Genomic DNA, 23,432 nt, shown 5'->3' with positions numbered 1-23,432 from the left:
AATTACCTCTGCTGCCTGTAGGTCTGTTACCTGGAACACAAAAGTGCAACTTCACAAATACCAAGACGAAGGGAGTTTACACTATTATGTGGAAAGGAAAACACGGAATGCTTGTGGCCGCAATCTCATTTGCGATTGTGCTGCGGGCGATTGGAAAGTTCGTTATCGACCTTGCCGTCGCTCGGCGTACAAGAAAAGCGCCTCGTAAGAAGCGCTAACCACAAGTGTTCCAAGACTTACTCGGCAAGGAAAGACCCACTTTCCTTGCTTTTATATAGATATTGTAGCACATAAAGTCGAAATGTGCAAATTTTGAAAGGCGTTTTCCGGTTTTCCGGTTTTTCACTTCTTTTGTCAATTATAACAGCTTTCCCCTCAATTTCAGAAAAAAATACCGGCTAAAGCCAGTATTTACTTCGCATTTTTCCCATAATTCTGGAATTTCACGTCCATCTTCGCCATTTCCTCGTCCGAAAGAATAATCGGATTGCCGATGCTTCGCGCGAGGCAGTAAATTTTAGAGCAGTATTCAATTTCCTCGACAATGTTGAAAGTTCTGTCCAAATCGCTGGAACCTGCAATCATGCCATGGTTGGCGAGCAAAACAGCTCGACGGTCTTGCATGGCTGCCAGCGCTTTTTCAGCCAGCTCCCGCGTCCCAAAGGTCGCATAGTCTGCCACTCTGACGTCTTTGCCAGCCAAGGCCACCATGTAATGCGCCGGCAGCAGCGGCTCGCGGAGACAGCTGAGCACGGTAGCATAGATAGTGTGCGCATGCACGATAGCCTGAATATCTTCGCGCTCCTGGTAGAAGATGCCGTGCATCTGCCACTCGCTGGAAGGTTTGTTGCTGTTTTTATTTTCTAAAATGTTGCCGTCCAAATCAATCGTGACAAGGTCGTCTGTGGTCATTTCGGTAAATGAAAACCCGGACGGAGTGATAATCATGCTGGCTGTCTGCGGGTCGTAGAGACTGATGTTTCCTCCGGTCCCGCTTGTCAGATGGCTCTCAACCAGCTTGTTCCCATAATCTATAATTTGTTCTTTCTGTTTTTCTGTAAACATACCCTTCCTTCAATTTGTTAATTCACTTCAATTTACTTTATTTTACGTCGAGCCAGGCGCCGTTTTGTCTGTCGCTTTCATAAACTGTGTTGCAGAGCTTGACGATGTGTCCGGCAGCTTTGATGTCCGGCAGTCTGTCAGATGAATTTTCTGCATAAAAGTCATTAATCAGGCTCATGAATGTGTCGCCGAAGGCATTGCCGTAGGCGTCTACGGAAGTCTTCAGGTCCTCGCGGCCGTAGGCATAATTGAACTCATTGTTGCGCTGGCTGTTCCATGTGACGGTCCCGTGAGCACCTGTGAAGGCGACTTTCAGCTGGTTTTTCTTGCCGTGGCTGACTTCTGAGAGTACGACGGAGCCAATCGCGCCATTTTCCAGCTCAAAGGTGATTAGGGCCGCGTCTTCAGAATTGACGGTCACAGTTTCTGAATCAGGCGTGACGTCTTCCGAAGGAAGCATTTTCCCGTCCTTCAAAGCCCGCAGCGGGTTGAATTTGCCGAATTTCGCGCTGACTCTGACGATTTGCTGATTTGTCACGTGCTCGATGAGGTCGAACCAGTGGGTGCCGATTTCTGTGACGGCGCGCATCTCTCCGGCCAGTTCGGGGTTATAGCGCCAGGTGTAGTCTGTTGGAAGAAGGTGATAAGACTGTAAATACTCACCGTGTACAAGAAAAGTTTTTCCAAATTCGACACTTCTGACCTGTTGTTTAATTTCTTTTATCGCCGAGTAATAGCGAACATTAAAGTTCACCGCACATTTTAAGTTGTTTTTCTCAGCCAGCGCATAGAGTTCATCTGCTTCCTCGCTTGAGAAACAGAGCGGTTTTTCACAGATGACATTTTTCTTGTGCAGGAGTAATTCTTTCACCATTTGATAATGAAGATTCGGCGGTGTACAAACGTGGACAGTCTGTATTTTTTCATCAAACAAAATCTCTTTATCTGTCCCGAAATTTGGAATCTGCCAATTTTCAGCAAAACGTCTGGCACTTTCCTCATAATTGTCCACAACAGCAACGAGTTCAACCCCGCTGCTGCGCAGAGCCTGAGCATGCAGATTGGCAATATTGCCTGCTCCCCAGATGGCGGCTTTTGTCATTAGATTTCACCTCTGTTTTTCAAATCCTCAATTGATTCGCTGAACGGCGCTTTCAAAATGCCTTTTTCTGTCACAATGGCAGTGATTAAATCTGCCGGCGTCACATCGAATCCTGGATTATAAGTTTTCACGCCCTTTGGTGCCACATATTCGCCATTGATGACCGTGATTTCTTCAGAATCGCGCTCCTCAATCGGAATCAGGCTGCCGTCAGCAGTCGAGAAATCAATCGTCGGCGTTGGCGCTGCCACATAGAAAGGAATCCCGAAGTGCTTGGCTAAAACTGCCACGCCCATTGTCCCGATTTTGTTAGCCGTGTCCCCATTTTTGGCAATTCGGTCACAACCCACGATGACAGCATCAACTTTTCCTTCTTTCATGACTTCAGCCGCCATATTATCCGTAATCAGCGTCGTGTCAATTCCAGAGTTAAAGAGCTCGAAAGCGGTCAAGCGCGCACCTTGCTGCCTTGGACGCGTCTCATCGACAAAGGCTTTGTATTCCAGGCCTTTTTCTTTGCCCACATAGAAAATTGACAGAGAAGTGCCATATTGCGAAGTCGCCAGAGCCCCGGCATTACAGTGATTCAAAATCGTACTTCCCGGTTTGATTAAGCTGATGAGGTTCTCACCAATCTGCTTGTTAATCTTGATATCGTCTTCGTGAATCTTAACAGCCTTTTCCTCAATGGCCTGCTGGTATTCCGCGACCGTAGAAAACTGACGGAAAGCGACAAAATTCATGATTTCGTCCACTGCCCAGCTCAGATTGACCGCTGTTGGACGGGCTGATTTCAAGTAATCGGCTTTCTGCTTCAATGTCTGCAAAAATTCAGCTACATCTTGCGTTTCGATTTCATAAGCAGCCAGCGCCATGCCATAGCCCGCAGCCACCCCAATTGCCGGCGCACCGCGAACAATCATCGTCAGGATGGCATCGTATGTCCCTTCCACTGTTTTTACGTCGACAAAGACCGTTTCGTTCGGCAGCTTCGTCTGGTCAAGCAGACGTAATGTCTGGTTATTCCATTCTAATGTTTTAAAATCCATTGAAAATCCCTTTCTTTCCGTGTTTCACTTCTTAGTTATAGATAAGTTCACCTGTGAAATTGGCAATATCTGCTTCATGCTGCGGGAATTTTTCCAGCATTGCCTCACGTGTGCCCAAAATGAAGTCATTTTCCTTGAAACCTGGCGACATCGTCGTGCCCATCAGAGCAAAGCCGTAATCTCCAGGCTGCATCCGAGCCCCCTGCCAAGTATTCTTCGCTGCCAGAACCTGCGGGCGCTCGCCGTTCAGAATATCTTTGCCCAAAATGCTTTTCTTGAGTTCACCCGTTTTGTCATCAATGGCAATCATCTCGACAGAATCCCCAAGATAATGATGCCACATCTCATCTGCAGACAACATATGCAGATGAGAATAAGCCTCTCCAGTGAGCAGATAGTAAATTGCAGAGCCGACATTTCGGTCTTCGTACATTTCCTCGCTGCGATAAGTACTCAGTACCATTCCACCCTCTTTCGTAAGGGGAATCAGTCCCAGCTGTTCAATAATTTGCTCTTTTAATTGTTTATTGTCCATTATTTTGCCTCCGTTTTTTTATTAAGTAATAGATACAGAACTGTACCGATAAATGTCAGAATGAGCAAGACCAGGAAAACCACAGTAAACCGGCTCATGCTCTGCGGAACAAAGCTGAAGAGCTGCATATTTCCAGCCTTTGAATTGATAATGAAAGCTGAAATCGAGATACCGACAGCGCAAGATATTCTCACCACAAAGTTAAAGATGCCAATACCAGTTCCAACCTGTTTCTCCTCCAAGCTTGAGATAGACTGATTCAAAAACGGACTAAATGAAAGCGAGTAGCCGCAGACAATCAAAGTCAGGAAAATCTGAACCATCACCAGACCATATTGAGCAAAAACAGCCATCAAGAAGAAACCGACAATGATAAGACTTCCGCCAATCAGCAAAGTTTTCACCTGCCCAAGCTTTTTGATAATATTCCCCGAAATCGCCGCAACAGCCGCCGAAGCCACATAAGGAATCACATAACTCAGCGAAACCGAAGCAATATTAAGACCAAACAACCCCTGCAGCAGGAAGGGCAGCAGGAAGACAATCGCAACCTGAGCCAGATAATAGAAGAGAGCCGCCAGCAACGTGAACATATATCTCTTGTTCTTGAGCATGTCCATTGTCACCACAGGATTTTTAGATTTCGCCACATAGACCAGGAAAAGCAGCACCGCAAGCACCGTCACACCAAGCAGCAGCATATTCGGCTTAGACGCCAGGAAATTGATACAAATCGCAACCAGCGACAACAACACAAAACCAAGCAGCTCAATCTTACCGTTTTTCTTAGGATTATTCGGCAAATTTTTCAGCAGCAATGGTACCGCCAGAACTGCAATCATCGGAATGTAGAAAATCACCTGCCAGCCGAACTTCTCCGTCAAGAAACCGCCCGCCAAAGTTCCGACAACCGTGGACAACTTGAAACTCGTTGTCGCAAATCCCATCCAGATAATCTTCTGCTCCACCGGCAAATAACGCGCAATCAGCACCAAATACATCGCAGAAGTTGAAATACCGCCAATCGCCTGAATAAACCGCGCAACCAGCACCACATAGTAAAACTGCTGGAAAAGCAAGCCCAAAATAGACGGCAGAATAAACAAAGCCAATCCCACAATAATCAGCTTCTTCTCACTGAAAAAGTCTGAAAAGCTGGAAAATGACAAGAAACCAATTGCCAGACCAATTCCCCCCAGCGAAGAAACCCAGCTGGCCACATTTGTTGAAATATGGAAATTATTAATCAGCACAGGTGTAATCATCGTAAAAGCATTATCAACAAGCTGTGTCAGCAAAGTCAGCACCAGCACAACGCTCAGTGCAATATAAATCTGTTTCGAATTCGTTTTTTCGATTGTAGCTTCCATTTTACGCTCCCTCATTTTTAGCCTGAACAAACCGCCGTACAAGCCGGCTAAACTGCTCATTACTCTTCTTCGTCACTTCGACCACCTCTTCAAGCGTGATGGCCTCGCCCGTAATCCCTGTCCCATAGTTCGTCACGCAGGAAACCGCCGTCACATCCAGGTCAAGATAACGCGCCATAATCACCTCCGGAACCGTCGACATCCCGACAATATCCGCGCCCAAACCATGCAGCATCTTAATCTCAGCCGCCGTCTCAAAACTCGGACCCAAATACCAGGCATAAACACCCGTCTTCACAGGAATCTCCAGCTCACTTGCGGCCGATTGCATCATTTCGATGTTTTTTGGACAATAGCAATTCGTCATGCTGACGAAACGAGGACCTAGCGTGTCATCATTTTCCCCTCTCAAAGGATTCACCCCTGTGATATTGATATGGTCTGTCAGAATCACCAAATCCCCAGGATTGTGCGCCATCGACAGAGAACCAGCGGCATTCGTGAACAAAACCGACTGAACACCGATACCTTTTAGAACCTTGAGATACTCCGTGATTTCCTGTGCAGAGTAGCCCTCATAGTGATGAAAACGCCCATTCATCATGACAACAGGCACACCCTCAAGCTGACCGAAGACCAGCTCTCCCTTGTGACTTGGCGCCGTTGACTTCGGGAAACTCGGAATCTCTGAATAACTCACCACCGTTTTCTCCGTTAATAAATCAACCAGACTTGAAAGCCCGCTCCCCAGCACAATCGCCAACTTGGCATCATTGTACTTTTGCGACAAAAACTTGACACTGTTTTCTAAATTTACATTCATTTTGTTCTCCTGAAATGAGTTGAATTTGTGTGCAAACGTTTACTACATGGGAATTTTATCACAAAAAACTAATTCCGTCAAGTAAAATGTGTGGCTTTTTATTGCTTTTTGTGATTTTGTATCGCTTTCAAATATGGTATAATGTGAAGAAAGCCAAAATATTATTCAAAAGGAAAATTTATGCTAGCAAGTGAAAGAAAAAACCACATTCTAAAACACTTATTTGAATACGGCCACGTCGTTGTCAAAGACCTTTCCGACGAACTCGACGTCTCCTTTGAAACCATCCGCCGCGACCTGAAAGAACTCGAAGCCGAAGGCTTTCTGACCAAAACCCACGGCGGCGGCATCCTCTCGCAGAAAATGCCGTCCACCCTCACCTCAGAAGTCCGCGAAAGCCTCTACCATGAAGAAAAAGAACAACTCGCCGGCAAAGCCATCCAATTCATCTCAAACGGCCAGTCCATCTTTCTAGACAGCAGCACCACCGCCCTCGAAATCGCAAAAAAACTCAACATCTTCGACAAACTCACCATCTTCACAAACTCACTCCTCATCGCTAACATCATCTGCCAACTCCCCAAACACCAGCTCGTCCTCATCGGCGGCAACTTCGACCGCACCAACCGCTCCTTCGTAGGCGCACCCACTAGGAATTTTCTAGACAATTACCTGATTGACCTTTCCTTCCTCTCCCCCACCGGCCTCTCCCAGAACGGCGTCCTCACCGAAGCCGACGAAGAAGAAGCCTACCTCAGAAGAAAAATACTCCACAACAGCAAACAAGTCTTCCTGGTCATGGACCAAACCAAAGTCTACCGGGCCAGCACCTATGTCATCGCAAAAATCAGCGACTTTTCCGGCCTCATCACCAATGGGCACCTCCCAGACGAAATCAGGAAACTCGTCGCAGACCAAGACTTCCTGATTGACGAGCAAACATGAGAACATTCACAGATTCAATTCAATACATTTGACAAATTTAAAATTAATGCTACAATATACTTGAACCAAAAAGTTTAACATAAAGACCATAGTTGTTGCGTCAACTATGGTCTTCTTTTCACTCTATAGAGCGTTATGCGGGTCGCCTTGGCCTAGTTACTTCTTCCTGTGTTTGACCCAATATGCAAGAAGAGTGCTAACTACTGCAGGAATTACTGCTAGTGCCAGTTTTTCCAGAAAGTTTAACATATTGACCTCCTTTCTAGGCTAAGGAAGCCAATAAATATTATATCATGATTATGCCGAATTCTAATAAATTATTAAGTGTAAAATGAGAATAGGAGAACCATTTGACAGAACTCCCGAAATTTGATACACTGATAGAAGCGGCATTGCCGACTACAAAACGGAAATGGGGTGAAAAAAATATGTCAAGAACAGTTGTTCGTAAGAATGAATCTCTCGAAGACGCACTCCGCCGTTTCAAGCGCGATACGCTGAAAGCTGGTACGCTTCAAGAAGTTCGTAAACGTGAGCACTATGAGAAGCCATCAGTTAAGCGTAAGAAAAAATCTGAGGCTGCTCGTAAGCGTAAAAAATTCTAACTAATAAGTTCTGTCCGCGTGGCAGAATTTTTATTTTTGTCTAAAAAGTAGTACAATGAAAATAAAAATAAGACTGAGAGGAAACACATGAAAATTGCAGAAAATGCTGAAATGCTGGAAGTTGTCCTGCCGAACGGCAATATTTATCGGCCAACGCTCACTTGGGATGATAAGCATCTCGTGCTCTTCGACACCAGCGTGCCCGATAGCGGAAAACTGGTTGCTGACGCGATTATGGCTGCGGGCTTTGATGCTTCAAATTTGACTGATATCATTTTCACGCACCAGGACATTGACCATATCGGCGGCGCACGAGAACTTCTGGCGCTGGCTCCCAATGCAACTACTTACGCGCACGAAGTGGATGCACCATTTATTGAAGGTCAAAAAACACCGACAAAGCTGGCACGTCAAGAGGCCCGTCTTGCAGCTGGTGAAATTGATGAGACAGATGGTTTCTATCAAATGCTGAAAAGTGGCTTTGCAGTTGCTCATTTGCCTGTTGATGTAAAGCTGAAGGACGGTGACGTCTTGGACTTCGGCGGTGGTATTGAAACGGTCTTCACGCCTGGGCATACACCTGGCCATGCGGCATTTTATCTGCACAGCAGCAAGCTGATGGTCTGCGGCGATGCGGCAAACATTGCTGACGGGCAGCTTACTGGTTCAAATCCGGCCATGACTTGGGATAAGCTCAAAGCCGAGCAGTCACTCGAAAAAATCAAATCCTACGACATGACCGGAGCTATCACTTATCATAGCGGATTCTTGAAATTCTGACATAAAAAATTCTGGAATAATCTCCAGAATTTTTTTCGTATTATTAAAGTTTTTCAAGCCGCTGAACAGACGGGCTAGGCGCTGCAAAACCTTTTTCAAGGATTTCAATCGCTGTTACTGCTTGTTCTTCTGTAACCAGTGGTGCTGCGCCATTGACCAATGTCTCGTAAAAAGCATCATAGAAGCGGCCATAGTCACCGACCGGCGTCTTAATCTGCTTTTCAATCCAGTCGCCGTTTGCGTTCTGGTATTTTGCAATGCCGTAAAGCATTGGGGAATCTTCACCAAAGCCTGCTGCTTCTGGCATGATACCCGCTTTCAGGTCATTTTCCTGCTGGTCTTCACCATATTTGATGAATGAGCCGTTTCTACCGTGCACGATGAATCTCGGATAGTCTGCAGCAACTGTATAATTCGTCTTGACTTTGATTTTGAGCGCATTGCCGTAGTGCAGGTCTACATCAAAGTAGTTGTCGGCGGCTTCCGGATTGTCTGTTTCATTGTTGCGGATGTCGTAGGCAACTGTATCTGGGCGGCCGAAGAGGGCCAGCATCCGGTCCATCTGATGAATGCCTAGGCCGTAGAAAGCCCCATTTTCCTTGGGCCCTGGGTTGCCGGAGGTTCCTGGACGATAGTAGTCGATGTGGCTTTCAACTTCAAGGATTTCACCTAGAAAGCCTTGTTCCACAACTTGCTTCACGGCCAGATAATCTCCGTCGAAACGGCGGTTCTGGTAAGGCGATACCGTTACGTTGTGTTCCCGAGCCAGGGCAAATAACTCTTTTGCATGCTCAACTGAATCACAGAACGGTTTCTCAACCACAACCGACTTACCTGCTTCAATCACTTGTTTCGCCAAATCGTAGTGCGTTGACGGCGGTGTGCAGATGGTCACGAAGGCAATCTCCGAGTCGTCCAGCAGCTCGCGGATGTCCGTTGTAAAGCCGATTCCTTTGGCGCGGTAGGGTGCAATCTGCTCCTCGTTCAGCTGCAGGTTCATGATTGTCTTCACCTGAATATTTTTGCGCAAAAGCACGTAGGGCAAATGATAACGCGTTGCTGACTTACCAAAACCGATAAATCCCATTTTTATTGTCATGATGACCTCCAATAATCTTGTGATTTATTATAACATTTTTACAATATTTCTATAATATTTTTTATTTGTGCGAAAAATCACAAACGAAATAAGTGTAAATGTCCACAGAAAACTTTATACTAACAGTGTAAGAATATAAGGTATTCTCCAAAAAAGAAAGGAATTTACAAACATGGCAAACATTTCAAAAGCTTTTGCACACTGGGAAGGCAGCCTTGAGGACGGTTTCGGCACTATCTCTGCCGAGTCTTCACAGCTTTTCACAGAGGTTCCCTACAATTTCAAAGCACGCGCTGAAAGTCAGGCGCATATCACGACGCCGGAAGAATTGCTCGGCGCTGCGCATGCGGCCTGTTTCTCAATGGCTTTCTCACAGATTCTCGGTCAGAAGGGCCTTGAGGCCAAGTCGGTTGATACAACTGCAGAGGTGACTTTCAGCATCACAGCTTCCGGACCTGCCATCACTGGGATTCACCTTATCAATCACAGCGTGATTCCCGGTATCAGCGAGGCAGATTTTCAGGAAGTTGCACAGACTGTCAAAGCAAATTGTCCTGTGTCAAGGGCCTTGGCAGGCGTAAATATTACACTTGAGGCGACTTTAGGTTAATATTTTGGACATTTTTGACAAAAGTTTATGAAAGAGACAGTTATGATTCCGCTGTCTCTTTTAAATTCCGGCATTTTACCGGATAAAACTCGCCGCATGCGCCCGTGCGTTGATTTCCATAATCTGCGCCTCGGTCAGAATATCATTTTCCAGAAGCATTTGATATTCCTTAGGCAGTGTCGTGTTCTGCAGAATCGGCCCGTCCGTGTTAATCGTAAAAGGGACGCCATTTTCAAGCAGAATCTGGTAATTTGACTTCATCTCCTCCAAATTCTTGACTGCCAGAGTCTGCAGATTTGACGAGGGACAAGTTTCAAGAATAATGTTGTGAGCCGCCAGATAGGCCATGAGCTGCTCATCGTGCACACTCGCAATGCCGTGCCCGATGCGGTTCGGCTTGAGTTTCTGCACAACCTCCCACATTTCGTCTGCGTCCGTCGCTTCACCTGTGTGAATCGTCAAGCCCATTCCCTCAGCATGAATGCGCTTCGCAAGCCCCGTCAAATCATCCAGACGGAAATTTTCGTCAATCGGGCCGGCCAAGTCCAGGCCAATCACGCCGCGGTCACGATATTTAATCGCCTTGTCCACAATAATCGCATTGACCTCCTTTGAAAAACGGCGGTCCATCGAAAGAATCAGGCCAGTGCGGAGCTTCGGGAATTTCAGGCTGGCGCGCTCAAGCCCCTGCAGCGTGTAAACAATGATATGGTCCAAGTCAATCTTGCCGCCGCGCGAGCGCAGCATCGGATTCATGCGAATCTCGACCAAATCAATATGATCGTGCTGATAAAGATGCGTCGGCACCTGCTCAGCCAAGTGGAACATGGACTCAGGCGTCGACTGAATCTCCTCAAGCAAGTCATACATCCTCAAATAATCATCATAACCGACCTGCCCGTCAATCGTGACCAGCTTAGCAAACTCAAAATAATCGCGCGCCGGCAGCTTCATGCCCTGCTCATGCGCCAAATCCCAGAGAATCTCCGGCGTGACGCTGGAAGAGATATGCATGTGAAGCTCCGCGAGATTGATTAACACAGAAGATTGAGATGTCATATTTACCTTTCTTTTCCGGTCAAACGGCCTGACGGCCTGGCCAGTACCTGAACTTAGTCCAGAAAAATCCGAACCCGTTTAACAAAAGACGCCTGACAAGCAGACAGACGGCTTTTATAAATTGATTTAGTTTAGCACTTTTTACGGCGCAGGTCAAGAATATACTGCTTTATCTCGTCCCGCACCTGACGAAATTCCGACAAAATTTCCTCTTCACTGCCCGCAGCCTTTGCCGGGTCTGCCAAATCCCAGTGAAGATGCGCATGCCCAGCAGGAATCATCGGGCACTTGTCGCGCGCATCGCCGCAAAGCGTGACAATCAGGTCAGCAGCCTTAAAATAGTCCGAATCAATCCGCTTCGAAGTCTGATTTGAAATATCGATGTCGTCTTCTGCCATGACCTGAACAGCTCTGGGATTCAAGCCATGTGTCTCAAGGCCTGCCGAGCGGACTTCCCAGCCTTCCAGAAACTTGTGCCCATAGCCCTCGGCCATTTGACTGCGGCAGGAGTTGCCCGTGCAGAGGAAATAAATTTTCTTCATCGGACTTAATTGTCGCGTTTATAATCACGAGTCGAGGCCTGGGCTTTCGGCAGCACCAGCATCTCGGCAACCTGCACGTGCTCAGGGCGGCTCACCGCATAGTAGATGGCGTCCGCAATATCCTCAGCTTTCAGCGCCTCCAGCCCTGCATAAGTTTCATCCGACTTCTGCTGGTCTCCGTTGAAACGCACTAGTGAAAACTCTGTTTCTACAAGTCCAGGCTCGATTTCAGTCACTTTGATGCCTTCTGGCAATAAATCCATACGCATTGCTTGACTGATTGCATCCACGGCGAACTTGCTGGCATTGTAGACGTTTCCCTTCGGGTAAACTTGTTTTCCTGCGATGGAGCCTAGGTTGACAATGTGTCCATTTCCATTTTTCAGCAAGAGAGGAAGAACGGCTTTGGAGACGTAGAGCAGGCCTTTGACATTGCCGTCAATCATGGCGTCGAAGTCGTCCAGGTCCGCGTCCTGAAAGCTTGCCAGGCCATGGGCATCTCCGGCGTTGTTGACCAGAATGTTGATGGCAGATTTCCAGTCTTCGGACAAGCTGTCCACTGCTGCAAACACGGCTGCACGGTCGCGCACATCGAAATTGAGTGCAGTAACCTTGACCTTTTTGGACAATTCTTCTTTGAGTGAATCAAGCCGCTCCTGGCGGCGGCCGGTAATCACGACATCAATGCCGTTTTGTGCAAAAAGTCGAGCGGTGGCTTGGCCGATGCCGCTGGTTGCGCCTGTGATAAATGCTGTTTGTTTAATCGTCATTTTTGGACACTTTCTATTATAATGATTTATATTTTTCTTCGTTATAACCGATTTGAATAAGTGCGCCGTCTTTCACAATCAGCGGGCGCTTGATGAGCATGCCGTCCGAGGATAGCAGCTCTGCTGCCTCTTGCAGACTGAGCTGCGCGACTCTGTCTTTCAATCCGAGCTCACGGTATTTCATGCCGCTGGTGTTGAAGAGTTTTCTTTTGTCAAAAGTCCCGGCAGATAGCCATTTTACGAGCAATTCGGCTGACGGCGGGTTTTTTATCATGTCGATGACCTGATAAGTAACATGCTGCGCGTCCAGTTGCGCCTTTGCCTTGCGGCAGGTAGAGCACTTGGGATACCAGTAAAAATCATATTTTTCTATTTTCATTCTTCTCCAGTCTTTCAATAAATTCATCTTCCTCATCCCAGTTTTTCAGTAAGATAAATTTTTCCGGGAATTTCTTTGCCATTTTCATAATCCGGCGACGGTCATTTATGTTGAAAATCAGGATTTCAACCAAAAATCCAATCGCAAGAATTGGGTTCATTTCCCGGTCATCCGTTCCTTCCGGCAATCTCCCGGCATCCTTTCCGCGACGTGAAAGTGCACGCCTCATGCAGTCTAAAGGGCGGCTGTCCAGCAAAAGAATCTTGTCCGCCGCCTCAAATCGAGATTCTAAGCCAAACTCGGCGAACGTGCCGTCAATGACCCAGCTTTCCTTCTGGGTTAATTGCGTCATTATTTTAAGAAATTCAGGACGCGAAATATGCTTCCAGTTTGCCTGCCAATAAAATTTATCAAGCGAATATTGAGGTAAATCAAGTGTTCTGGCAATATTTCCTGCCAAAGTACTTTTTCCTGAAGCAGTATTTCCCAAACAACAGTATCTCATTTTGACCAATCTATCGGTGTTTGTCCATTTTCCTGCAAGAATTCATTGGCTCTGGCAAAGTGACCGCAGCCGAAGAAACCTCGGCTGGCTGATAATGGCGAGGGATGCGGTGCTTCGAGGACCAGGTGCTTTGCTGAATCAATCAATTCTGCCTTCTTGCGGGCAAAACCTCCCCAAAGCATAAAGACTTTCGGGCGCTCATCATCCGATGCGATTTTAATCAGCTCGTCCGTTAATGGCTCCCAAATCTTGCCGGCATGGGCATTTGAAGACAGCTCAGGCACAGTGAGGACGGCATTGAGCAGCAGAACGCCCTGCTTTGCCCAGTTCGTCAAGTCGCTGTCGGTTTTGTTGAAGCCTTCGTCTGCCAATTCTTTCTGCATGTTGACGATTGAGTCTGTCCGCGTCACTCGGAAACTCTCGGGATAGGAAAATGCCAGTCCCTGCGCCTTCCCGGGCTGCGGATAGGGGTCCTGTCCGACAATGACGACTTTTGTGTCGGCCAGCGCTGTCAGCTCAATGGCCGCGAAAATCTTGTCCTCGGCGGGGTAAACCGGCCCTTTGTGGTAAACTTCATTGATGAAATTCACCATTTCGGAGAAATATTCTTTCGATAGGCGCTCACGCAGCGGCACAGACCAGTCAGTTTTCTTCATGATTTTATTATAGCAGAAACTGGCTGACTGGGCGATTTTTCCCTCTTGTAAAACCTGAAGCGACAATTTTTTACCTGTACAATATCAGAGTTCTGACCAAACTGTCCAAGCCTTGAGAATAACCCGACATGATTTTGACGTCCACTATTTCGTAGCCATTTTCCTGGATTTCGTCTAAAATCTCGTTCAGTTTATCTGTGTAGAGCGGGTCAAATTGCTTGACTGTCCTAAGACCTTTTGTGGCGATTTCAGTGTGAAAGTAGGCGTGTATTCTGCCGTTCTTGGGTGTGAATTCCATTTGCTTCCTCCGCTAAATAGTATTTCCAGAAATTATAGCAAACTTTATTAAAGCTTCATAATGAAACGTTTATCAAAATAATTCCGATAAGCAAAATTCCCGGCAATAACGGAGCCCAGCGAGGTCGCAGAAAGCAACATGAACATAACCATAATCTGATACTTGATGGCGTAAACCGGGTCAACACCGGCGAAAATCAGACCAGACATCATGCCCGGCAAGCTGACCAGTCCGACGGTTTTTGCGCTGTCAATCGTGGGCTGCATGGCGGTCTTGATGGACTGGCGCAAAATGGACAGTGAAGCCAGTTTTGTCGTTGCACCGAGTGCCAGCTTTTCCAGTACCTGCTGGCGCTGGTCAATGAACTGCGTGTTCATTTGCTTGTAGCAGAGCCCGATGGCCACCATGGAATTCGAGGCAATCATCCCAGTGATGGGAATAATCTGGCTGGGCACGAATTTGATGGCGCCAGACGCGGTCAGAATTCCCAAGGTCACGGCTGTTGAGACAAGAATTGCCGAAAACGACTGCCAGAATTTTTTCCGGCTGCTCGGGTTACGCTTGTCTGCCTGCCGTGCGGCGTTAAAGATAATGAAGAGGCACATTACCAGGGTCAGCAGCACATTGTCCACACGGAAGATGTATTTCAGCACGAAGCCGACAATGACCAGCTGAATCACGGTTCTCAGTACAGCAAAAATGATGTCCCTGGACAAGCCTAATTTCTGGCGCTGCGAAATCAGCATGGCAATCAGAACCAGTGCCAGTGCTAATACGAGCGAGAGATTGCTAATGTTCACAGAATTGTTCATAATTTATTTATTTGACCAGCTTTCCTTCTTCAATACGCAGAAGATGCTGCGCCTGCGCAATTTCCTCAGAATCGTGCGTGACTTCAATAATGGTTGCTTTCTGTCGATTGATAAAATCGCGGACGATGGTTTTGTTTTCGCTGTCAAGGCCTGATGTGACTTCATCCAGGAGGAGAACGGCCGGCTCAAACAGCATGTTTCTGACCAGGGCCACGCGCTGCTTTTCACCGCCGGACAATTTCGAGATTTCCTGGTCCAGAAAATCCGCGCCCAGATTAACTTCTGCCAGCTCTGCAAGCACTTTTTCTTTGTCAAAGTCCAATTTTCGGATTTCAAAAGGAAAAGTTAGACATTCTCGCACTGTTTGGCCAAAAAGCACTGGCTGCTGAAAACAGTAAGAAACTTCACGCCGGTAATGAATCGGGTCTAGCTCCTGCAGCGATTTTCCGCGGTAAAGCAGTTCACCCGAGCTAAAGTCCAGCAAGCTGGACAAAATCTTCAGAAATGTCGATTTCCCGCCGCCGGAAGGCCCTGTAATTGTGACATAATGGTCCTTTTCGTCTATATCTAGGGAAATATCATGCAGAATTTCCTTTCCGGCATCGTTGTAGGAAATATTTTTTACTTCAAAAGTTTTCATGTCTAATTGTAACAAAAATCGCCCTTCTTTGCCGGGCGATTATGCTTTTTACTTATTCAAAATCTCAATCGTATTAATCAGTTCATCCTTCGAAACCTCAATCACCTCACCGGTCGCACGAATCTTGACTTCGACAATGCCTTCGGCGGCTTTTTTACCAATCGTAACACGCACCGGCAGGCCTATCAGGTCACTGTCGGCAAATTTCACGCCAGCACGCTCATTGCGGTCGTCAATTAGTACTTCAAAACCGTGTTCTGTCAGGCTCATGCGCAGTTCTTCAGTCAGTGCGGCTGTGGCTTCGTCTTTCGTATTAACCGGTACCAGATGCACATCATAAGGCGCCAGGCTCTTCGGCAGATTAATGCTCCAGGCCCATTTGTAGTCGCCGCGCGGTGTTAATTCAACGGTAATGCGGGCGTATTGCTCCAGAACAGCGGACAGCAGGCGGCTGACGCCAATGCCGTAACATCCCATGATAATAGGCACTGAACGACCATTTTCGTCCAGAATATTCGCACCCATTGCCTCTGAATAACGTGTTCCGAGTTTGAAAATGTGGCCGATTTCGATGCCGCGGGCAAATTTCAGGCGGCCGCGACCGTCTGGCGATAGTTCACCCTCGCGGACAGTTCGCAGGTCTGCAAATTCTGTAACTTCGAAATCACGGTGCAAGTTCGCATTAATATAGTGATGGCCGTCTTCATTGGCACCGACGACGGCATTTTTGACGCTTTCCACTTCACGGTCAGCAAGGACTTTTACATCTGCCGGCAAGCCGACAGGACCGAGTGAGCCGAAGTGCGCATTGAACCTGGCCTCGACTTCTTCTTCGCCGGCAGCTTCTAGAACATCTGCGGACAGATAGTTTTTCAGCTTGACTTCATTGAGCTCGTCATCTCCGTGCAGGAGCACGACAATCAGCTCGCCGTCAGCTTTATAGACCATAGTCTTGATGAGCTGAGCTACTGGCACTTCCAAGAATTCCGAAACTTCAGCAATCGTTTTGGCGTCAGGTGTTGCGACTTTCTCCAGCAGCGCTTCTTCGACAAAAGCAGTCGGCGGCTCACAGTAGCTCGTGGCCATTTCGATGTTGGCGGCGTAATCTCCCTCATCTGCATAAACCAGCGTGTCTTCGCCGGCCACCAGCCAGTTGGCAAACTCAGCACGGATATCTTCCAGCACACCTTTAGGAATGTCGTCAATTGACGCAATCGACTTGTCCAGCACTAGCCAATGCGACAAGTCGGTCCGGTCAGGCGTGATTGCCATGAACTCCTGCGAATCTTTTCCGCCCATGGCGCCTGAATCTGCCGCAATTCCCCGGAAATCAAGGCCGACACGGCTGAAAATTGCCTCGTAGGCATTCTTGTAATCTTTGTAGGTCTCGTCTAGGCTTTCCTGATTGGCATGGAAGCTGTAGCCGTCTTTCATGATGAACTCGCGTCCGCGCAGAAGTCCGTAGCGCGGGCGTTTCTCGTCGCGGTACTTGGCCTGAATCTGATAAATATTCAGCGGCAGCTTCTTATAGCTGGTGATTTCATTGCGCAGCAGGGCTGTGACGGTCTCCTCATGGGTTGGGCCTAAAATAAAATCACTGTCATCGCGGTTTTTCAGCTTGTAAAGGTCTTCCCCGTAAGTCTCATAACGGCCGGACTCCTTCCAGAGGTCAGCAGTCAACAGAGCAGGTGCCAAAAACTCAACAGCACCGATTTTATCGAATTCCTGGCGCATGATGGCCTTGACTTTTTCCATGACGCGATTGGCCAAGGGCAGGTAGGCATAGATACCGGCTGAGATTTGGCGGACATAACCCGCACGTAACAAAAGCGCATGGCTGATTACCTGCGCATCACTTGGCATTTCACGAAGTGTAGGAATAAAGAGTTGAGATTGTTTCATTTCTGTAGTTTAAACTTTCATTGTCAATTTTGAATTGTACTTGCTGGCTGTTTTTCCTCTGTTATTTTACGCACAAGCAAGCTATCAGCGAATAAACGCGCGCATAATATCATTCCAGGTTACCGCTAACATCAGGACAACCATGAAGACGAAGCCTGCCACTGTCACAATTTGTTCATGCTCAGGCTTGAGCGGCTTGCGCCGGATGGCTTCAATGATATTAATCAGTATTTTACCGCCGTCAAGGGCCGGAATCGGAATCAGATTGACAATGCCTAAGTTAATGGACAAAAGTGCCATAAAGCTTAGAATCCCTGTCAATCCAGCCTGCGCTGCCTGGCCTGTCATCTGGAAAATGGCCACTGGGCCGCCCAGCTTATTTAAATCCGGCTGCGCAATCAGATTGCCCAGGGCTCGCGCGATCAGCGTCATGCCGTTAATCGTCTGCGTAAAGCCGCCGGCAAGTTTATCCGTGAAGCCCGTTTTCATTGAGGTGGTGACGCCGATAATCTGACTGCCGTTTTGCTTGTCCGGCGTCAATTGGGCTGATTTTTCAACGCCATTGCGGCTGTAGTCGATTTCAAGCGTTTTAGTCTTAGCCCCTGTGATTTGACTGGTCAATTCAGTCCAATTGGAAACTTCAGTGCCATTGATGGACAGAATCTTATCACCTGTCCTTAAACCTGCCTGATAGGCCGGTAAATCCTTAGGCGTCTCACCAATCACTGTTGAATTTGACGGCACGCCGCCCTGCAGGAAAGTCAGAATAATAAAGGCGATGAGACCGAGAATGAAATTGTTCAGCGGACCGCCGAAGTTCGTGATGATTTTGCCGAGGACGCTGGCACTTTGATACTGGACATCAAGCGGTGCAATGCGCAGCTCTGTCCCGTCTTCTTCAATGACAGTGGCGTCGTGGTCAACCGCGAAACGCTTCCGTTCTCCGAAGACTTCCCCCTCAATGTAGAGGCCTTTTTCAAAGTCATAGTCAGTCACCTGAATCGGGATGGCATTTTCAAGTTCGACATGTTCTGACAGGTTAATTCTGCGTATCAGCTGAGGTTCAACGGAAAGAGCGTTTTCGTCTTCTGCTGTCGAAATGGTACTCTGGCGAACTTTTCCCGCCTCATCAGACGAAAGCATGTCAGCCGCTGCATCCACTGACAAGGTCGCAGACTGGCCTTTCTTGATTTCTGTCGTGTCGTCGCCCCAGCCTGCCATGCGGACATAGCCGCCGACCGGCAGAATCCGAATCGTGTAGAGCGTGCCGCCTTTTCCGCGGTGGGCAAAGATTTTCGGCCCCATGCCGATGGCGTACTCCCGCACTAAAATGCCTGACCTCTTGGCGAAGAAGAGGTGGCCGTACTCGTGAATCGCCACGATGATGCCGAAAACGATGATGAAAACGACAATTTGTATAATAGTATTTTGCATAGTATCCTTATTTTAAAACATGCCCAGCAGGTGCATAATCGGCAGAACCAGCAGCATCGAGTCAAAGCGGTCGAGAATGCCGCCGTGTCCAGGTAAAATCTTGCCGGAGTCTTTGACCTCAAAATGGCGCTTGATGCTGGACTCGACCAAATCGCCCAGCTGTCCGATAGCTGAAAAAATCACTGCCAGAATTGCCAAGAGCCAGAGCGGCATTACGGGGAGCTGCTCCTTAAAGAAAATCCCCATGATGATTGCGATGATAACCGCGCACAGAATTCCGCCGATTGAGCCCTCAATGGTTTTATTGGGTGAAACAAACGGAATCAGCTTGTGCTTTCCGAACTGACGGCCGATGAAATAGGCGCCGGAGTCAGTCATCCAGATGATTAACATGGCAAAGAGCACCACGACAATGCCCGAAATCCGAGCCAGATTTAACGCCTGGAAACCAATTCCGACATAGAAAGCGGACAGGAAGGGATAAGCCAAATCATCGAATGTGTATTTGCCGTGAGAGAACACCATCACAGCCATCATTGCCGCGATAAAAAGACCGAAAAGCAGGAAAGGCCCATCTGCCCCAAGTTTCAGCAACTTTGCGACGAAAGGCATAGCAAGGACGAGGGTGGCCAACGTCGCTAACGCTCCTTCCACAGACAGGATGTGCAGCCCCTTCATCTTGAAGAGCTCGGACAAAGCGACAAACGCCAGAAGTCCGACAAATACCTGGAAGAAATAGCCGCCCAGCACTAGAAACGCGATGAACACAGCGCCTGCCACTACCCCCGTGATTATTCTCTGTTTCATTGTTTCTACCTTATCCTTTTGTTGCTTCCTTAACACCGCCGAACCTGCGGTCGCGCCCGGAATATTCAGCGATAGCCTGGTCAAGCGAAAGTTCGTCAAAATCCGGCCAGAGCGTGTCTGTAAACACGAGCTCCGAATAAGCCGACTGCCAGGTCAGGAAATTCGACAGACGCTTCTCGCCAGAAGTGCGAATAATCAGCTCCGGGTCACGCCAGTCTTCCGGGAAAATCGCCGTGGTCAAATTCGCTGCAATCACATCTTCGTTAATTTCATCGGCTGGCAAACCACTGTTGACAATCCGCTTCACCGCTTCAATCAATTCTGCACGTCCGCCGTAATTCATGGCAAAATTCAGAATCATTCCGCTGTTGCCCGCCGTGTCCTTAGCTGCCTTGTCAATTGCCTTCAACGTTGCTTTAGGCACACCGTCACGGTCGCCAATCATACGAATCTGAATATTCTCACGGTTCAAAACCGGCACAAAGCGACTATAAAAATCAATCGGCAAACGCATAATAAACTTGACCTCATCCATCGGACGAGACCAGTTTTCGGTCGAAAAAGCATAAACCGTCAGTAATTTCACGCCCAGCCTCTGCGCATAAATCGCCGTCCGCTCAATCGCATCCATGCCTGCTTTGTGCCCAAAAACGCGCGGTTTACCCTGAGCCTTCGCCCAGCGGCCGTTACCATCCATGATAATCCCGATATGCGCGGGAATCTTCAACTCATTTGTCATTCATCATATTTTATCATATTATGGGAAGATTTTGAAAAAAATCACACAAGTTTGCCCCTGTAGAGCCAACTTTATGTGATTTTTGATTTTTAATAAATGAAACGCACCACGAAGTTCATCTTATTTTTCTTCTTCGATTGGACTTTCAAGCTTGTTTTCCTCAGCCACAGGAGCACTCGCTGTCACTGCAGGCTTATTGAACGTACGGATAGCTGACATTTCAAAAGTCAGAATCACACCGTCACAGTCAATATCAACCGTCTTTTTAACCGTGTCAACAGAATCAATGACACCATGCAAACCGCCGATTGTCACGACCTCATCGCCCGAAGTCATCGTAGACAACTGGTCTTGACGCTTCTGCTGCTGTTTCTTCTGTGAACGCTGCATCCACCACATCATCAAAATCATGATGACAATAATCGGCAGGAAAGTTATTAATGAACCCATTTTATACCTCTTTTATAAAAAATTACCACTTTTACAGTGAAGAATGTTGCCTGCCGACAATAACAATATTTATCTCAGCTTCGGCAAAGCATTGTAAAACAATAGTTATTATACCATAAAAACAGTTTTTTAGATAGTTTAGTGAGCGAAAACATTCAGTTTTGCTGGACAGCTTCGCGAATTTTCTTAGAACTTGCTAAAAATTGAAAATTTGCTATAATAAATTGTTGTCACTTTTGGCAAGAATTTTAACTGAGCCGACTTAGCTCAGTCGGTAGAGCTCAAAGCACTGCTTTGAGGTAAACGGATAGGGAAAACGAAGTTTTCCTCCGATTGTGCTCTTGCGACTGTGATAAGGCGGCAACGCACGATTTGGAAAATATCACGCTATGCTTCATTCGAAGGTCATTTCCCAAGTTCAACAATTTTACTGAGCCGACTTAGCTCAGTCGGTAGAGCTCGAAGCAACGCTTTGAGGTAAAGGGATAAGGAAAACGAAGTTTTCCTCCGATTGTGCTCTTGCGACTGTGATAAGGCGGCGGCAACGCATAATCTGGAAAATATCTCGGTATGCTTCATTCGAAAGTAACTTTCCAAATTCTCAACATTTTAACTGAGCCGACTTAGCTCAGTCGGTAGAGTTCAAAGCAACGCTTTGAGGTAAAGGGATAAGGAAAACGAAGTTTTCCTCCGATTGTGCTCTTGCGACTGTGATAAGGCGGCGGCAACGCACGATTTGGAAAATATCACGCTATGCTTCATTCGAAGGTCATTTCCCAAGTTCAACAATTTTACTGAGCCGACTTAGCTCAGTCGGTAGAGCACTTCACTCGTAACGAAGGGGTCGTAGGTTCGATTCCTATAGTCGGCATGGTTCTAAAAAGTCTTGTATCGTTGAGATACAGGCCTTTTATTTATAATTTTGATGGTTTTTGTACACGGAATTCGTTAAGCAAATGATTAAAATAACGTTGTTCAATTTTACTTAAAGTGATTTTTGTTGTTTTGTCGTTTCGCACAGCAAAACGGCTCAACTTTCAAGTCAAAATGCCCTGCTATGTTTTTTGGGCTAAGAGGCAGACGGCTTCAATTCGTTTTCAATCAGCCTTTAAATACGACGCCTTCGTTTCTCCAGCCGGCTGCGACCTGGTTATTCACTTCAAAAGGACTCGTTGTCCAAATATGAAAACCGTTCGGATTGTAGACACGATAAACATTCGTACCATCATTTGGTGCTGTCCAGCTTATCCCTTCGCCTTTCCAGCCGACACGTACCAGATTATCATATTCTGCTTTGTTAGCTGTATAAAAATGTTCGCCGCTATTCGGGTTGTAGTTGCGATAAATTTTAGTGCCGTTTGATGCTGCATAGAAGTAAATTCCGTCGTAATGAAGGCCTGCAGTCCGCAGGCTCTCAGCCTCATAGTGACTGACCGTATAAATATGGTCTCCGTTTTGAGAATTATATAAGCGGTAAACTGCATTTGTGACAGTTGGAACGGGTGAATCTGCCACTAGATTGGGGCGCTGGACACCCCAAAACCTTATATCCGTTACTTTCTCTGTATTGCGCGAATATTGGCGAACAAATGAGTCCCCGTTTACATTTTGCTCAAGTGTCGTGAAATTATCCCCGGAAGATGCAATCACGAGCCCGACGTGTCCTCTGCCTTCAAAGCCGCCTGTCCAGACCGCAACATCTCCGGGCTGCGGTTTAGTTTGCGCCTTGGAAAGGCGCGTAAAGCCGTTGTAGTTATTTCTGGAATAATCAGCCGCATCGCCGTATGTTCGGTTCCCAAAAAGGTATTCTGAGTATGCCATTGTTAAATCTGCACACTGTGCGCCATAAGTTCCGTCAACATCCAGGGAAAGACCGCGCTGATTTTTTGCCCACGTTAGGGCCTGATTTAGTGTTTTCGCAGCCGTCTTTGCGGCGGCATTTGCGGCAGACGGTGCTGATACCGCTGCAGATGGTACCTCCCTCTCCAATTGCGGTTCAATCTCGCCGCTAAATGGTTTATCCGCAGTATTTATCTTAACCGTATCCGAAAACGTATCAATGTCAGCAGCGCCTCTCACGGTAAATATCATACTCCCGCTTGATAATAGAATTGCTGATGAAAGTTTGGCTTTTCGCCCAAGAATAGTTGTTGTTATTTTTAAATTCATCCTCTCCTCAATAGATAGCCTTGCACAGGCGTTCGACTTTTTAACAGTCTACGCTTGTGCTTGGCTTTAGTATTTGTTTTCGGCGTGATTTTGTCTTCCGGACGACAGACAACAGAATTGTTAGAGCTCTATTTTTCCCGCCTTAATCTCTGTCTCTTATACACATTGTACGCTTCCGACTATTCTCCTTGTGGCGCTCTCTGTGTTTGCCGCTTGAGTATTGCAGAAATGAGATATGTGCTTTTTGAGTTTGTTGGTTTTGTTCTGACTGGTATATTATATACATC

General features: G+C 47.1%; 27 protein-coding genes and 1 tRNA gene. 6 read left to right on the top strand and 22 right to left on the bottom strand.

Annotated features, from left to right (window positions below; all coding sequences use genetic code 11):
- The first annotated feature begins 86 nt into the window (after nucleotides 1–86).
- Nucleotides 87–218 carry a hypothetical protein gene (locus ACYQ2E_RS02565; protein ID WP_460016493.1) on the top strand — a complete coding sequence of 44 codons (132 nt, stop codon included), beginning with the start codon at nucleotides 87–89 and terminating at the stop codon, nucleotides 216–218.
- A 193-nt stretch (nucleotides 219–411) separates the two neighbouring features.
- On the opposite strand, the gene ACYQ2E_RS02560 is transcribed toward ACYQ2E_RS02565, so the two are convergent.
- From ACYQ2E_RS02560 to ACYQ2E_RS02535, 6 genes are read right to left on the bottom strand one after another with little or no spacing between them, the layout of a single operon-like run.
- Nucleotides 412–1,065, bottom strand: coding sequence for an L-fuculose-phosphate aldolase (locus tag ACYQ2E_RS02560; RefSeq protein ID WP_460016492.1), 654 nt, complete (start codon nucleotides 1,063–1,065; stop codon nucleotides 412–414).
- Between the two features lie 37 nt (nucleotides 1,066–1,102).
- Nucleotides 1,103–2,167 carry a Gfo/Idh/MocA family protein gene (locus tag ACYQ2E_RS02555; RefSeq protein WP_460016491.1) on the bottom strand — a complete coding sequence of 355 codons (1,065 nt, stop codon included), beginning with the start codon at nucleotides 2,165–2,167 and terminating at the stop codon, nucleotides 1,103–1,105.
- Nucleotides 2,167–3,216 (bottom strand): S-methyl-5-thioribose-1-phosphate isomerase, encoded by a 1,050-nt coding sequence (gene mtnA / locus ACYQ2E_RS02550; RefSeq protein WP_460016490.1) that lies wholly within the window; start codon nucleotides 3,214–3,216, stop codon nucleotides 2,167–2,169. Before mtnA ends, ACYQ2E_RS02555 begins: the two co-directional genes overlap by 1 nt.
- Nucleotides 3,217–3,247: 31 nt before the next feature.
- Nucleotides 3,248–3,751, bottom strand: coding sequence for a cupin domain-containing protein (locus ACYQ2E_RS02545; protein ID WP_460016489.1), 504 nt, complete (start codon nucleotides 3,749–3,751; stop codon nucleotides 3,248–3,250).
- Nucleotides 3,751–5,121 carry an MFS transporter gene (locus ACYQ2E_RS02540; protein ID WP_460016488.1) on the bottom strand — a complete coding sequence of 457 codons (1,371 nt, stop codon included), beginning with the start codon at nucleotides 5,119–5,121 and terminating at the stop codon, nucleotides 3,751–3,753. Before ACYQ2E_RS02540 ends, ACYQ2E_RS02545 begins: the two co-directional genes overlap by 1 nt.
- Before the next feature lies 1 nt (nucleotide 5,122).
- On the bottom strand, nucleotides 5,123–5,944 hold the full coding sequence (locus ACYQ2E_RS02535; RefSeq protein WP_460016487.1) for a purine-nucleoside phosphorylase: 822 nt from the start codon (nucleotides 5,942–5,944) through the stop codon (nucleotides 5,123–5,125).
- 180 nt (nucleotides 5,945–6,124) lie between these two features.
- Between ACYQ2E_RS02535 and ACYQ2E_RS02530 the strand changes: the two genes are divergently transcribed.
- From ACYQ2E_RS02530 to ACYQ2E_RS02520, 3 genes are all read left to right on the top strand, one after another.
- Nucleotides 6,125–6,889, top strand: coding sequence for a DeoR/GlpR family DNA-binding transcription regulator (locus tag ACYQ2E_RS02530; RefSeq protein WP_460016486.1), 765 nt, complete (start codon nucleotides 6,125–6,127; stop codon nucleotides 6,887–6,889).
- A 428-nt stretch (nucleotides 6,890–7,317) separates the two neighbouring features.
- Nucleotides 7,318–7,494: a 30S ribosomal protein S21 gene (rpsU, locus tag ACYQ2E_RS02525; protein ID WP_460016622.1), complete on the top strand. Its 177-nt coding sequence runs from the start codon at nucleotides 7,318–7,320 to the stop codon at nucleotides 7,492–7,494.
- An 87-nt stretch (nucleotides 7,495–7,581) separates the two neighbouring features.
- On the top strand, nucleotides 7,582–8,274 hold the full coding sequence (locus tag ACYQ2E_RS02520) for an MBL fold metallo-hydrolase (RefSeq protein WP_460016485.1): 693 nt from the start codon (nucleotides 7,582–7,584) through the stop codon (nucleotides 8,272–8,274).
- A gap of 43 nt (nucleotides 8,275–8,317) precedes the next feature.
- Here ACYQ2E_RS02520 and ACYQ2E_RS02515 read toward each other — a convergent pair whose 3' ends face one another.
- Nucleotides 8,318–9,373 carry an oxidoreductase gene (locus tag ACYQ2E_RS02515; protein ID WP_460016484.1) on the bottom strand — a complete coding sequence of 352 codons (1,056 nt, stop codon included), beginning with the start codon at nucleotides 9,371–9,373 and terminating at the stop codon, nucleotides 8,318–8,320.
- Nucleotides 9,374–9,545: 172 nt separating this feature from the next.
- Here ACYQ2E_RS02515 and ACYQ2E_RS02510 point away from each other — a divergent pair, with 172 nt between their 5' ends.
- Complete coding sequence (locus tag ACYQ2E_RS02510) at nucleotides 9,546–9,983, top strand: OsmC family protein (protein WP_460016483.1); 438 nt, start codon at nucleotides 9,546–9,548, stop codon at nucleotides 9,981–9,983.
- Between the two features lie 75 nt (nucleotides 9,984–10,058).
- On the opposite strand, the gene ACYQ2E_RS02505 is transcribed toward ACYQ2E_RS02510, so the two are convergent.
- The 14 genes from ACYQ2E_RS02505 to yajC form a co-directional block, all read right to left on the bottom strand.
- Nucleotides 10,059–11,042, bottom strand: a complete 984-nt coding sequence (locus ACYQ2E_RS02505; protein ID WP_460016482.1) for an adenosine deaminase family protein — start codon at nucleotides 11,040–11,042, stop codon at nucleotides 10,059–10,061.
- A 131-nt stretch (nucleotides 11,043–11,173) separates the two neighbouring features.
- Nucleotides 11,174–11,584, bottom strand: coding sequence for an arsenate reductase (thioredoxin) (arsC, locus tag ACYQ2E_RS02500; RefSeq protein ID WP_460016481.1), 411 nt, complete (start codon nucleotides 11,582–11,584; stop codon nucleotides 11,174–11,176).
- A 5-nt stretch (nucleotides 11,585–11,589) separates the two neighbouring features.
- Nucleotides 11,590–12,354: an SDR family NAD(P)-dependent oxidoreductase gene (locus ACYQ2E_RS02495; RefSeq protein WP_460016480.1), complete on the bottom strand. Its 765-nt coding sequence runs from the start codon at nucleotides 12,352–12,354 to the stop codon at nucleotides 11,590–11,592.
- 16 nt (nucleotides 12,355–12,370) lie between these two features.
- Complete coding sequence (locus ACYQ2E_RS02490; protein WP_460016479.1) at nucleotides 12,371–12,733, bottom strand: arsenate reductase family protein; 363 nt, start codon at nucleotides 12,731–12,733, stop codon at nucleotides 12,371–12,373.
- Entirely contained in the window at nucleotides 12,714–13,085 is a 372-nt protein-coding gene (locus ACYQ2E_RS02485; protein WP_460016478.1) for a P-loop NTPase family protein, read from the bottom strand. Before ACYQ2E_RS02485 ends, ACYQ2E_RS02490 begins: the two co-directional genes overlap by 20 nt.
- Before the next feature lie 149 nt (nucleotides 13,086–13,234).
- Nucleotides 13,235–13,894 carry a uracil-DNA glycosylase gene (locus ACYQ2E_RS02480; RefSeq protein WP_460016477.1) on the bottom strand — a complete coding sequence of 220 codons (660 nt, stop codon included), beginning with the start codon at nucleotides 13,892–13,894 and terminating at the stop codon, nucleotides 13,235–13,237.
- 70 nt (nucleotides 13,895–13,964) lie between these two features.
- Nucleotides 13,965–14,192, bottom strand: a complete 228-nt coding sequence (locus tag ACYQ2E_RS02475) for a hypothetical protein (protein ID WP_460016476.1) — start codon at nucleotides 14,190–14,192, stop codon at nucleotides 13,965–13,967.
- Nucleotides 14,193–14,239: 47 nt separating this feature from the next.
- The gene (locus tag ACYQ2E_RS02470) at nucleotides 14,240–15,004 is read right to left on the bottom strand and encodes an ABC transporter permease (protein ID WP_460016475.1); all 765 of its coding nucleotides are present in this window, start codon (nucleotides 15,002–15,004) and stop codon (nucleotides 14,240–14,242) included.
- A 7-nt stretch (nucleotides 15,005–15,011) separates the two neighbouring features.
- The gene (locus ACYQ2E_RS02465) at nucleotides 15,012–15,644 is read right to left on the bottom strand and encodes an ABC transporter ATP-binding protein (RefSeq protein ID WP_460016474.1); all 633 of its coding nucleotides are present in this window, start codon (nucleotides 15,642–15,644) and stop codon (nucleotides 15,012–15,014) included.
- A 48-nt stretch (nucleotides 15,645–15,692) separates the two neighbouring features.
- Nucleotides 15,693–17,546: a proline--tRNA ligase gene (locus ACYQ2E_RS02460; protein ID WP_460016473.1), complete on the bottom strand. Its 1,854-nt coding sequence runs from the start codon at nucleotides 17,544–17,546 to the stop codon at nucleotides 15,693–15,695.
- Between the two features lie 84 nt (nucleotides 17,547–17,630).
- Complete coding sequence (gene rseP / locus ACYQ2E_RS02455) at nucleotides 17,631–18,980, bottom strand: RIP metalloprotease RseP (RefSeq protein WP_460016472.1); 1,350 nt, start codon at nucleotides 18,978–18,980, stop codon at nucleotides 17,631–17,633.
- Between the two features lie 12 nt (nucleotides 18,981–18,992).
- Complete coding sequence (locus ACYQ2E_RS02450; protein ID WP_460016471.1) at nucleotides 18,993–19,787, bottom strand: phosphatidate cytidylyltransferase; 795 nt, start codon at nucleotides 19,785–19,787, stop codon at nucleotides 18,993–18,995.
- A gap of 10 nt (nucleotides 19,788–19,797) precedes the next feature.
- Nucleotides 19,798–20,526 (bottom strand): isoprenyl transferase, encoded by a 729-nt coding sequence (locus ACYQ2E_RS02445; protein WP_460016470.1) that lies wholly within the window; start codon nucleotides 20,524–20,526, stop codon nucleotides 19,798–19,800.
- A gap of 120 nt (nucleotides 20,527–20,646) precedes the next feature.
- Nucleotides 20,647–20,976, bottom strand: coding sequence for a preprotein translocase subunit YajC (gene yajC / locus ACYQ2E_RS02440; protein WP_460016469.1), 330 nt, complete (start codon nucleotides 20,974–20,976; stop codon nucleotides 20,647–20,649).
- A gap of 798 nt (nucleotides 20,977–21,774) precedes the next feature.
- On the opposite strand from yajC, the gene ACYQ2E_RS02435 reads away from it, so the two are divergent.
- Nucleotides 21,775–21,847 (top strand) — tRNA-Thr (locus tag ACYQ2E_RS02435).
- A 230-nt stretch (nucleotides 21,848–22,077) separates the two neighbouring features.
- Here ACYQ2E_RS02435 and ACYQ2E_RS02430 read toward each other — a convergent pair.
- Nucleotides 22,078–23,145: a CHAP domain-containing protein gene (locus ACYQ2E_RS02430; protein WP_460016468.1), complete on the bottom strand. Its 1,068-nt coding sequence runs from the start codon at nucleotides 23,143–23,145 to the stop codon at nucleotides 22,078–22,080.
- Between the last annotated feature and the right edge of the window lie 287 nt (nucleotides 23,146–23,432).

The organism is Lactovum odontotermitis, from assembly GCF_054658595.1.
This window is presented reverse-complemented; position numbering and strand designations above follow the sequence as displayed.

Excerpts from the sequence above, each read along its gene's own strand:
- ACYQ2E_RS02565 (WP_460016493.1), top strand. The coding sequence starts at position 87 with ATGTGGAAAGGAAAACACGGAATGCTTGTGGCCGCAATCTCATTTGCG.
- ACYQ2E_RS02560 (WP_460016492.1), bottom strand. The coding sequence starts at position 1,065 with ATGTTTACAGAAAAACAGAAAGAACAAATTATAGATTATGGGAACAAG.
- ACYQ2E_RS02555 (WP_460016491.1), bottom strand. The coding sequence starts at position 2,167 with ATGACAAAAGCCGCCATCTGGGGAGCAGGCAATATTGCCAATCTGCAT.
- mtnA (WP_460016490.1), bottom strand. The coding sequence starts at position 3,216 with ATGGATTTTAAAACATTAGAATGGAATAACCAGACATTACGTCTGCTT.
- ACYQ2E_RS02545 (WP_460016489.1), bottom strand. The coding sequence starts at position 3,751 with ATGGACAATAAACAATTAAAAGAGCAAATTATTGAACAGCTGGGACTG.
- ACYQ2E_RS02540 (WP_460016488.1), bottom strand. The coding sequence starts at position 5,121 with ATGGAAGCTACAATCGAAAAAACGAATTCGAAACAGATTTATATTGCA.
- ACYQ2E_RS02535 (WP_460016487.1), bottom strand. The coding sequence starts at position 5,944 with ATGAATGTAAATTTAGAAAACAGTGTCAAGTTTTTGTCGCAAAAGTAC.
- ACYQ2E_RS02530 (WP_460016486.1), top strand. The coding sequence starts at position 6,125 with ATGCTAGCAAGTGAAAGAAAAAACCACATTCTAAAACACTTATTTGAA.
- rpsU (WP_460016622.1), top strand. The coding sequence starts at position 7,318 with ATGTCAAGAACAGTTGTTCGTAAGAATGAATCTCTCGAAGACGCACTC.
- ACYQ2E_RS02520 (WP_460016485.1), top strand. The coding sequence starts at position 7,582 with ATGAAAATTGCAGAAAATGCTGAAATGCTGGAAGTTGTCCTGCCGAAC.
- ACYQ2E_RS02515 (WP_460016484.1), bottom strand. The coding sequence starts at position 9,373 with ATGACAATAAAAATGGGATTTATCGGTTTTGGTAAGTCAGCAACGCGT.
- ACYQ2E_RS02510 (WP_460016483.1), top strand. The coding sequence starts at position 9,546 with ATGGCAAACATTTCAAAAGCTTTTGCACACTGGGAAGGCAGCCTTGAG.
- ACYQ2E_RS02505 (WP_460016482.1), bottom strand. The coding sequence starts at position 11,042 with ATGACATCTCAATCTTCTGTGTTAATCAATCTCGCGGAGCTTCACATG.
- arsC (WP_460016481.1), bottom strand. The coding sequence starts at position 11,584 with ATGAAGAAAATTTATTTCCTCTGCACGGGCAACTCCTGCCGCAGTCAA.
- ACYQ2E_RS02495 (WP_460016480.1), bottom strand. The coding sequence starts at position 12,354 with ATGACGATTAAACAAACAGCATTTATCACAGGCGCAACCAGCGGCATC.
- ACYQ2E_RS02490 (WP_460016479.1), bottom strand. The coding sequence starts at position 12,733 with ATGAAAATAGAAAAATATGATTTTTACTGGTATCCCAAGTGCTCTACC.
- ACYQ2E_RS02485 (WP_460016478.1), bottom strand. The coding sequence starts at position 13,085 with ATGACGCAATTAACCCAGAAGGAAAGCTGGGTCATTGACGGCACGTTC.
- ACYQ2E_RS02480 (WP_460016477.1), bottom strand. The coding sequence starts at position 13,894 with ATGAAGAAAACTGACTGGTCTGTGCCGCTGCGTGAGCGCCTATCGAAA.
- ACYQ2E_RS02475 (WP_460016476.1), bottom strand. The coding sequence starts at position 14,192 with ATGGAATTCACACCCAAGAACGGCAGAATACACGCCTACTTTCACACT.
- ACYQ2E_RS02470 (WP_460016475.1), bottom strand. The coding sequence starts at position 15,004 with ATGAACAATTCTGTGAACATTAGCAATCTCTCGCTCGTATTAGCACTG.
- ACYQ2E_RS02465 (WP_460016474.1), bottom strand. The coding sequence starts at position 15,644 with ATGAAAACTTTTGAAGTAAAAAATATTTCCTACAACGATGCCGGAAAG.
- ACYQ2E_RS02460 (WP_460016473.1), bottom strand. The coding sequence starts at position 17,546 with ATGAAACAATCTCAACTCTTTATTCCTACACTTCGTGAAATGCCAAGT.
- rseP (WP_460016472.1), bottom strand. The coding sequence starts at position 18,980 with ATGCAAAATACTATTATACAAATTGTCGTTTTCATCATCGTTTTCGGC.
- ACYQ2E_RS02450 (WP_460016471.1), bottom strand. The coding sequence starts at position 19,787 with ATGAAACAGAGAATAATCACGGGGGTAGTGGCAGGCGCTGTGTTCATC.
- ACYQ2E_RS02445 (WP_460016470.1), bottom strand. The coding sequence starts at position 20,526 with ATGACAAATGAGTTGAAGATTCCCGCGCATATCGGGATTATCATGGAT.
- yajC (WP_460016469.1), bottom strand. The coding sequence starts at position 20,976 with ATGGGTTCATTAATAACTTTCCTGCCGATTATTGTCATCATGATTTTG.
- ACYQ2E_RS02430 (WP_460016468.1), bottom strand. The coding sequence starts at position 23,145 with ATGAATTTAAAAATAACAACAACTATTCTTGGGCGAAAAGCCAAACTT.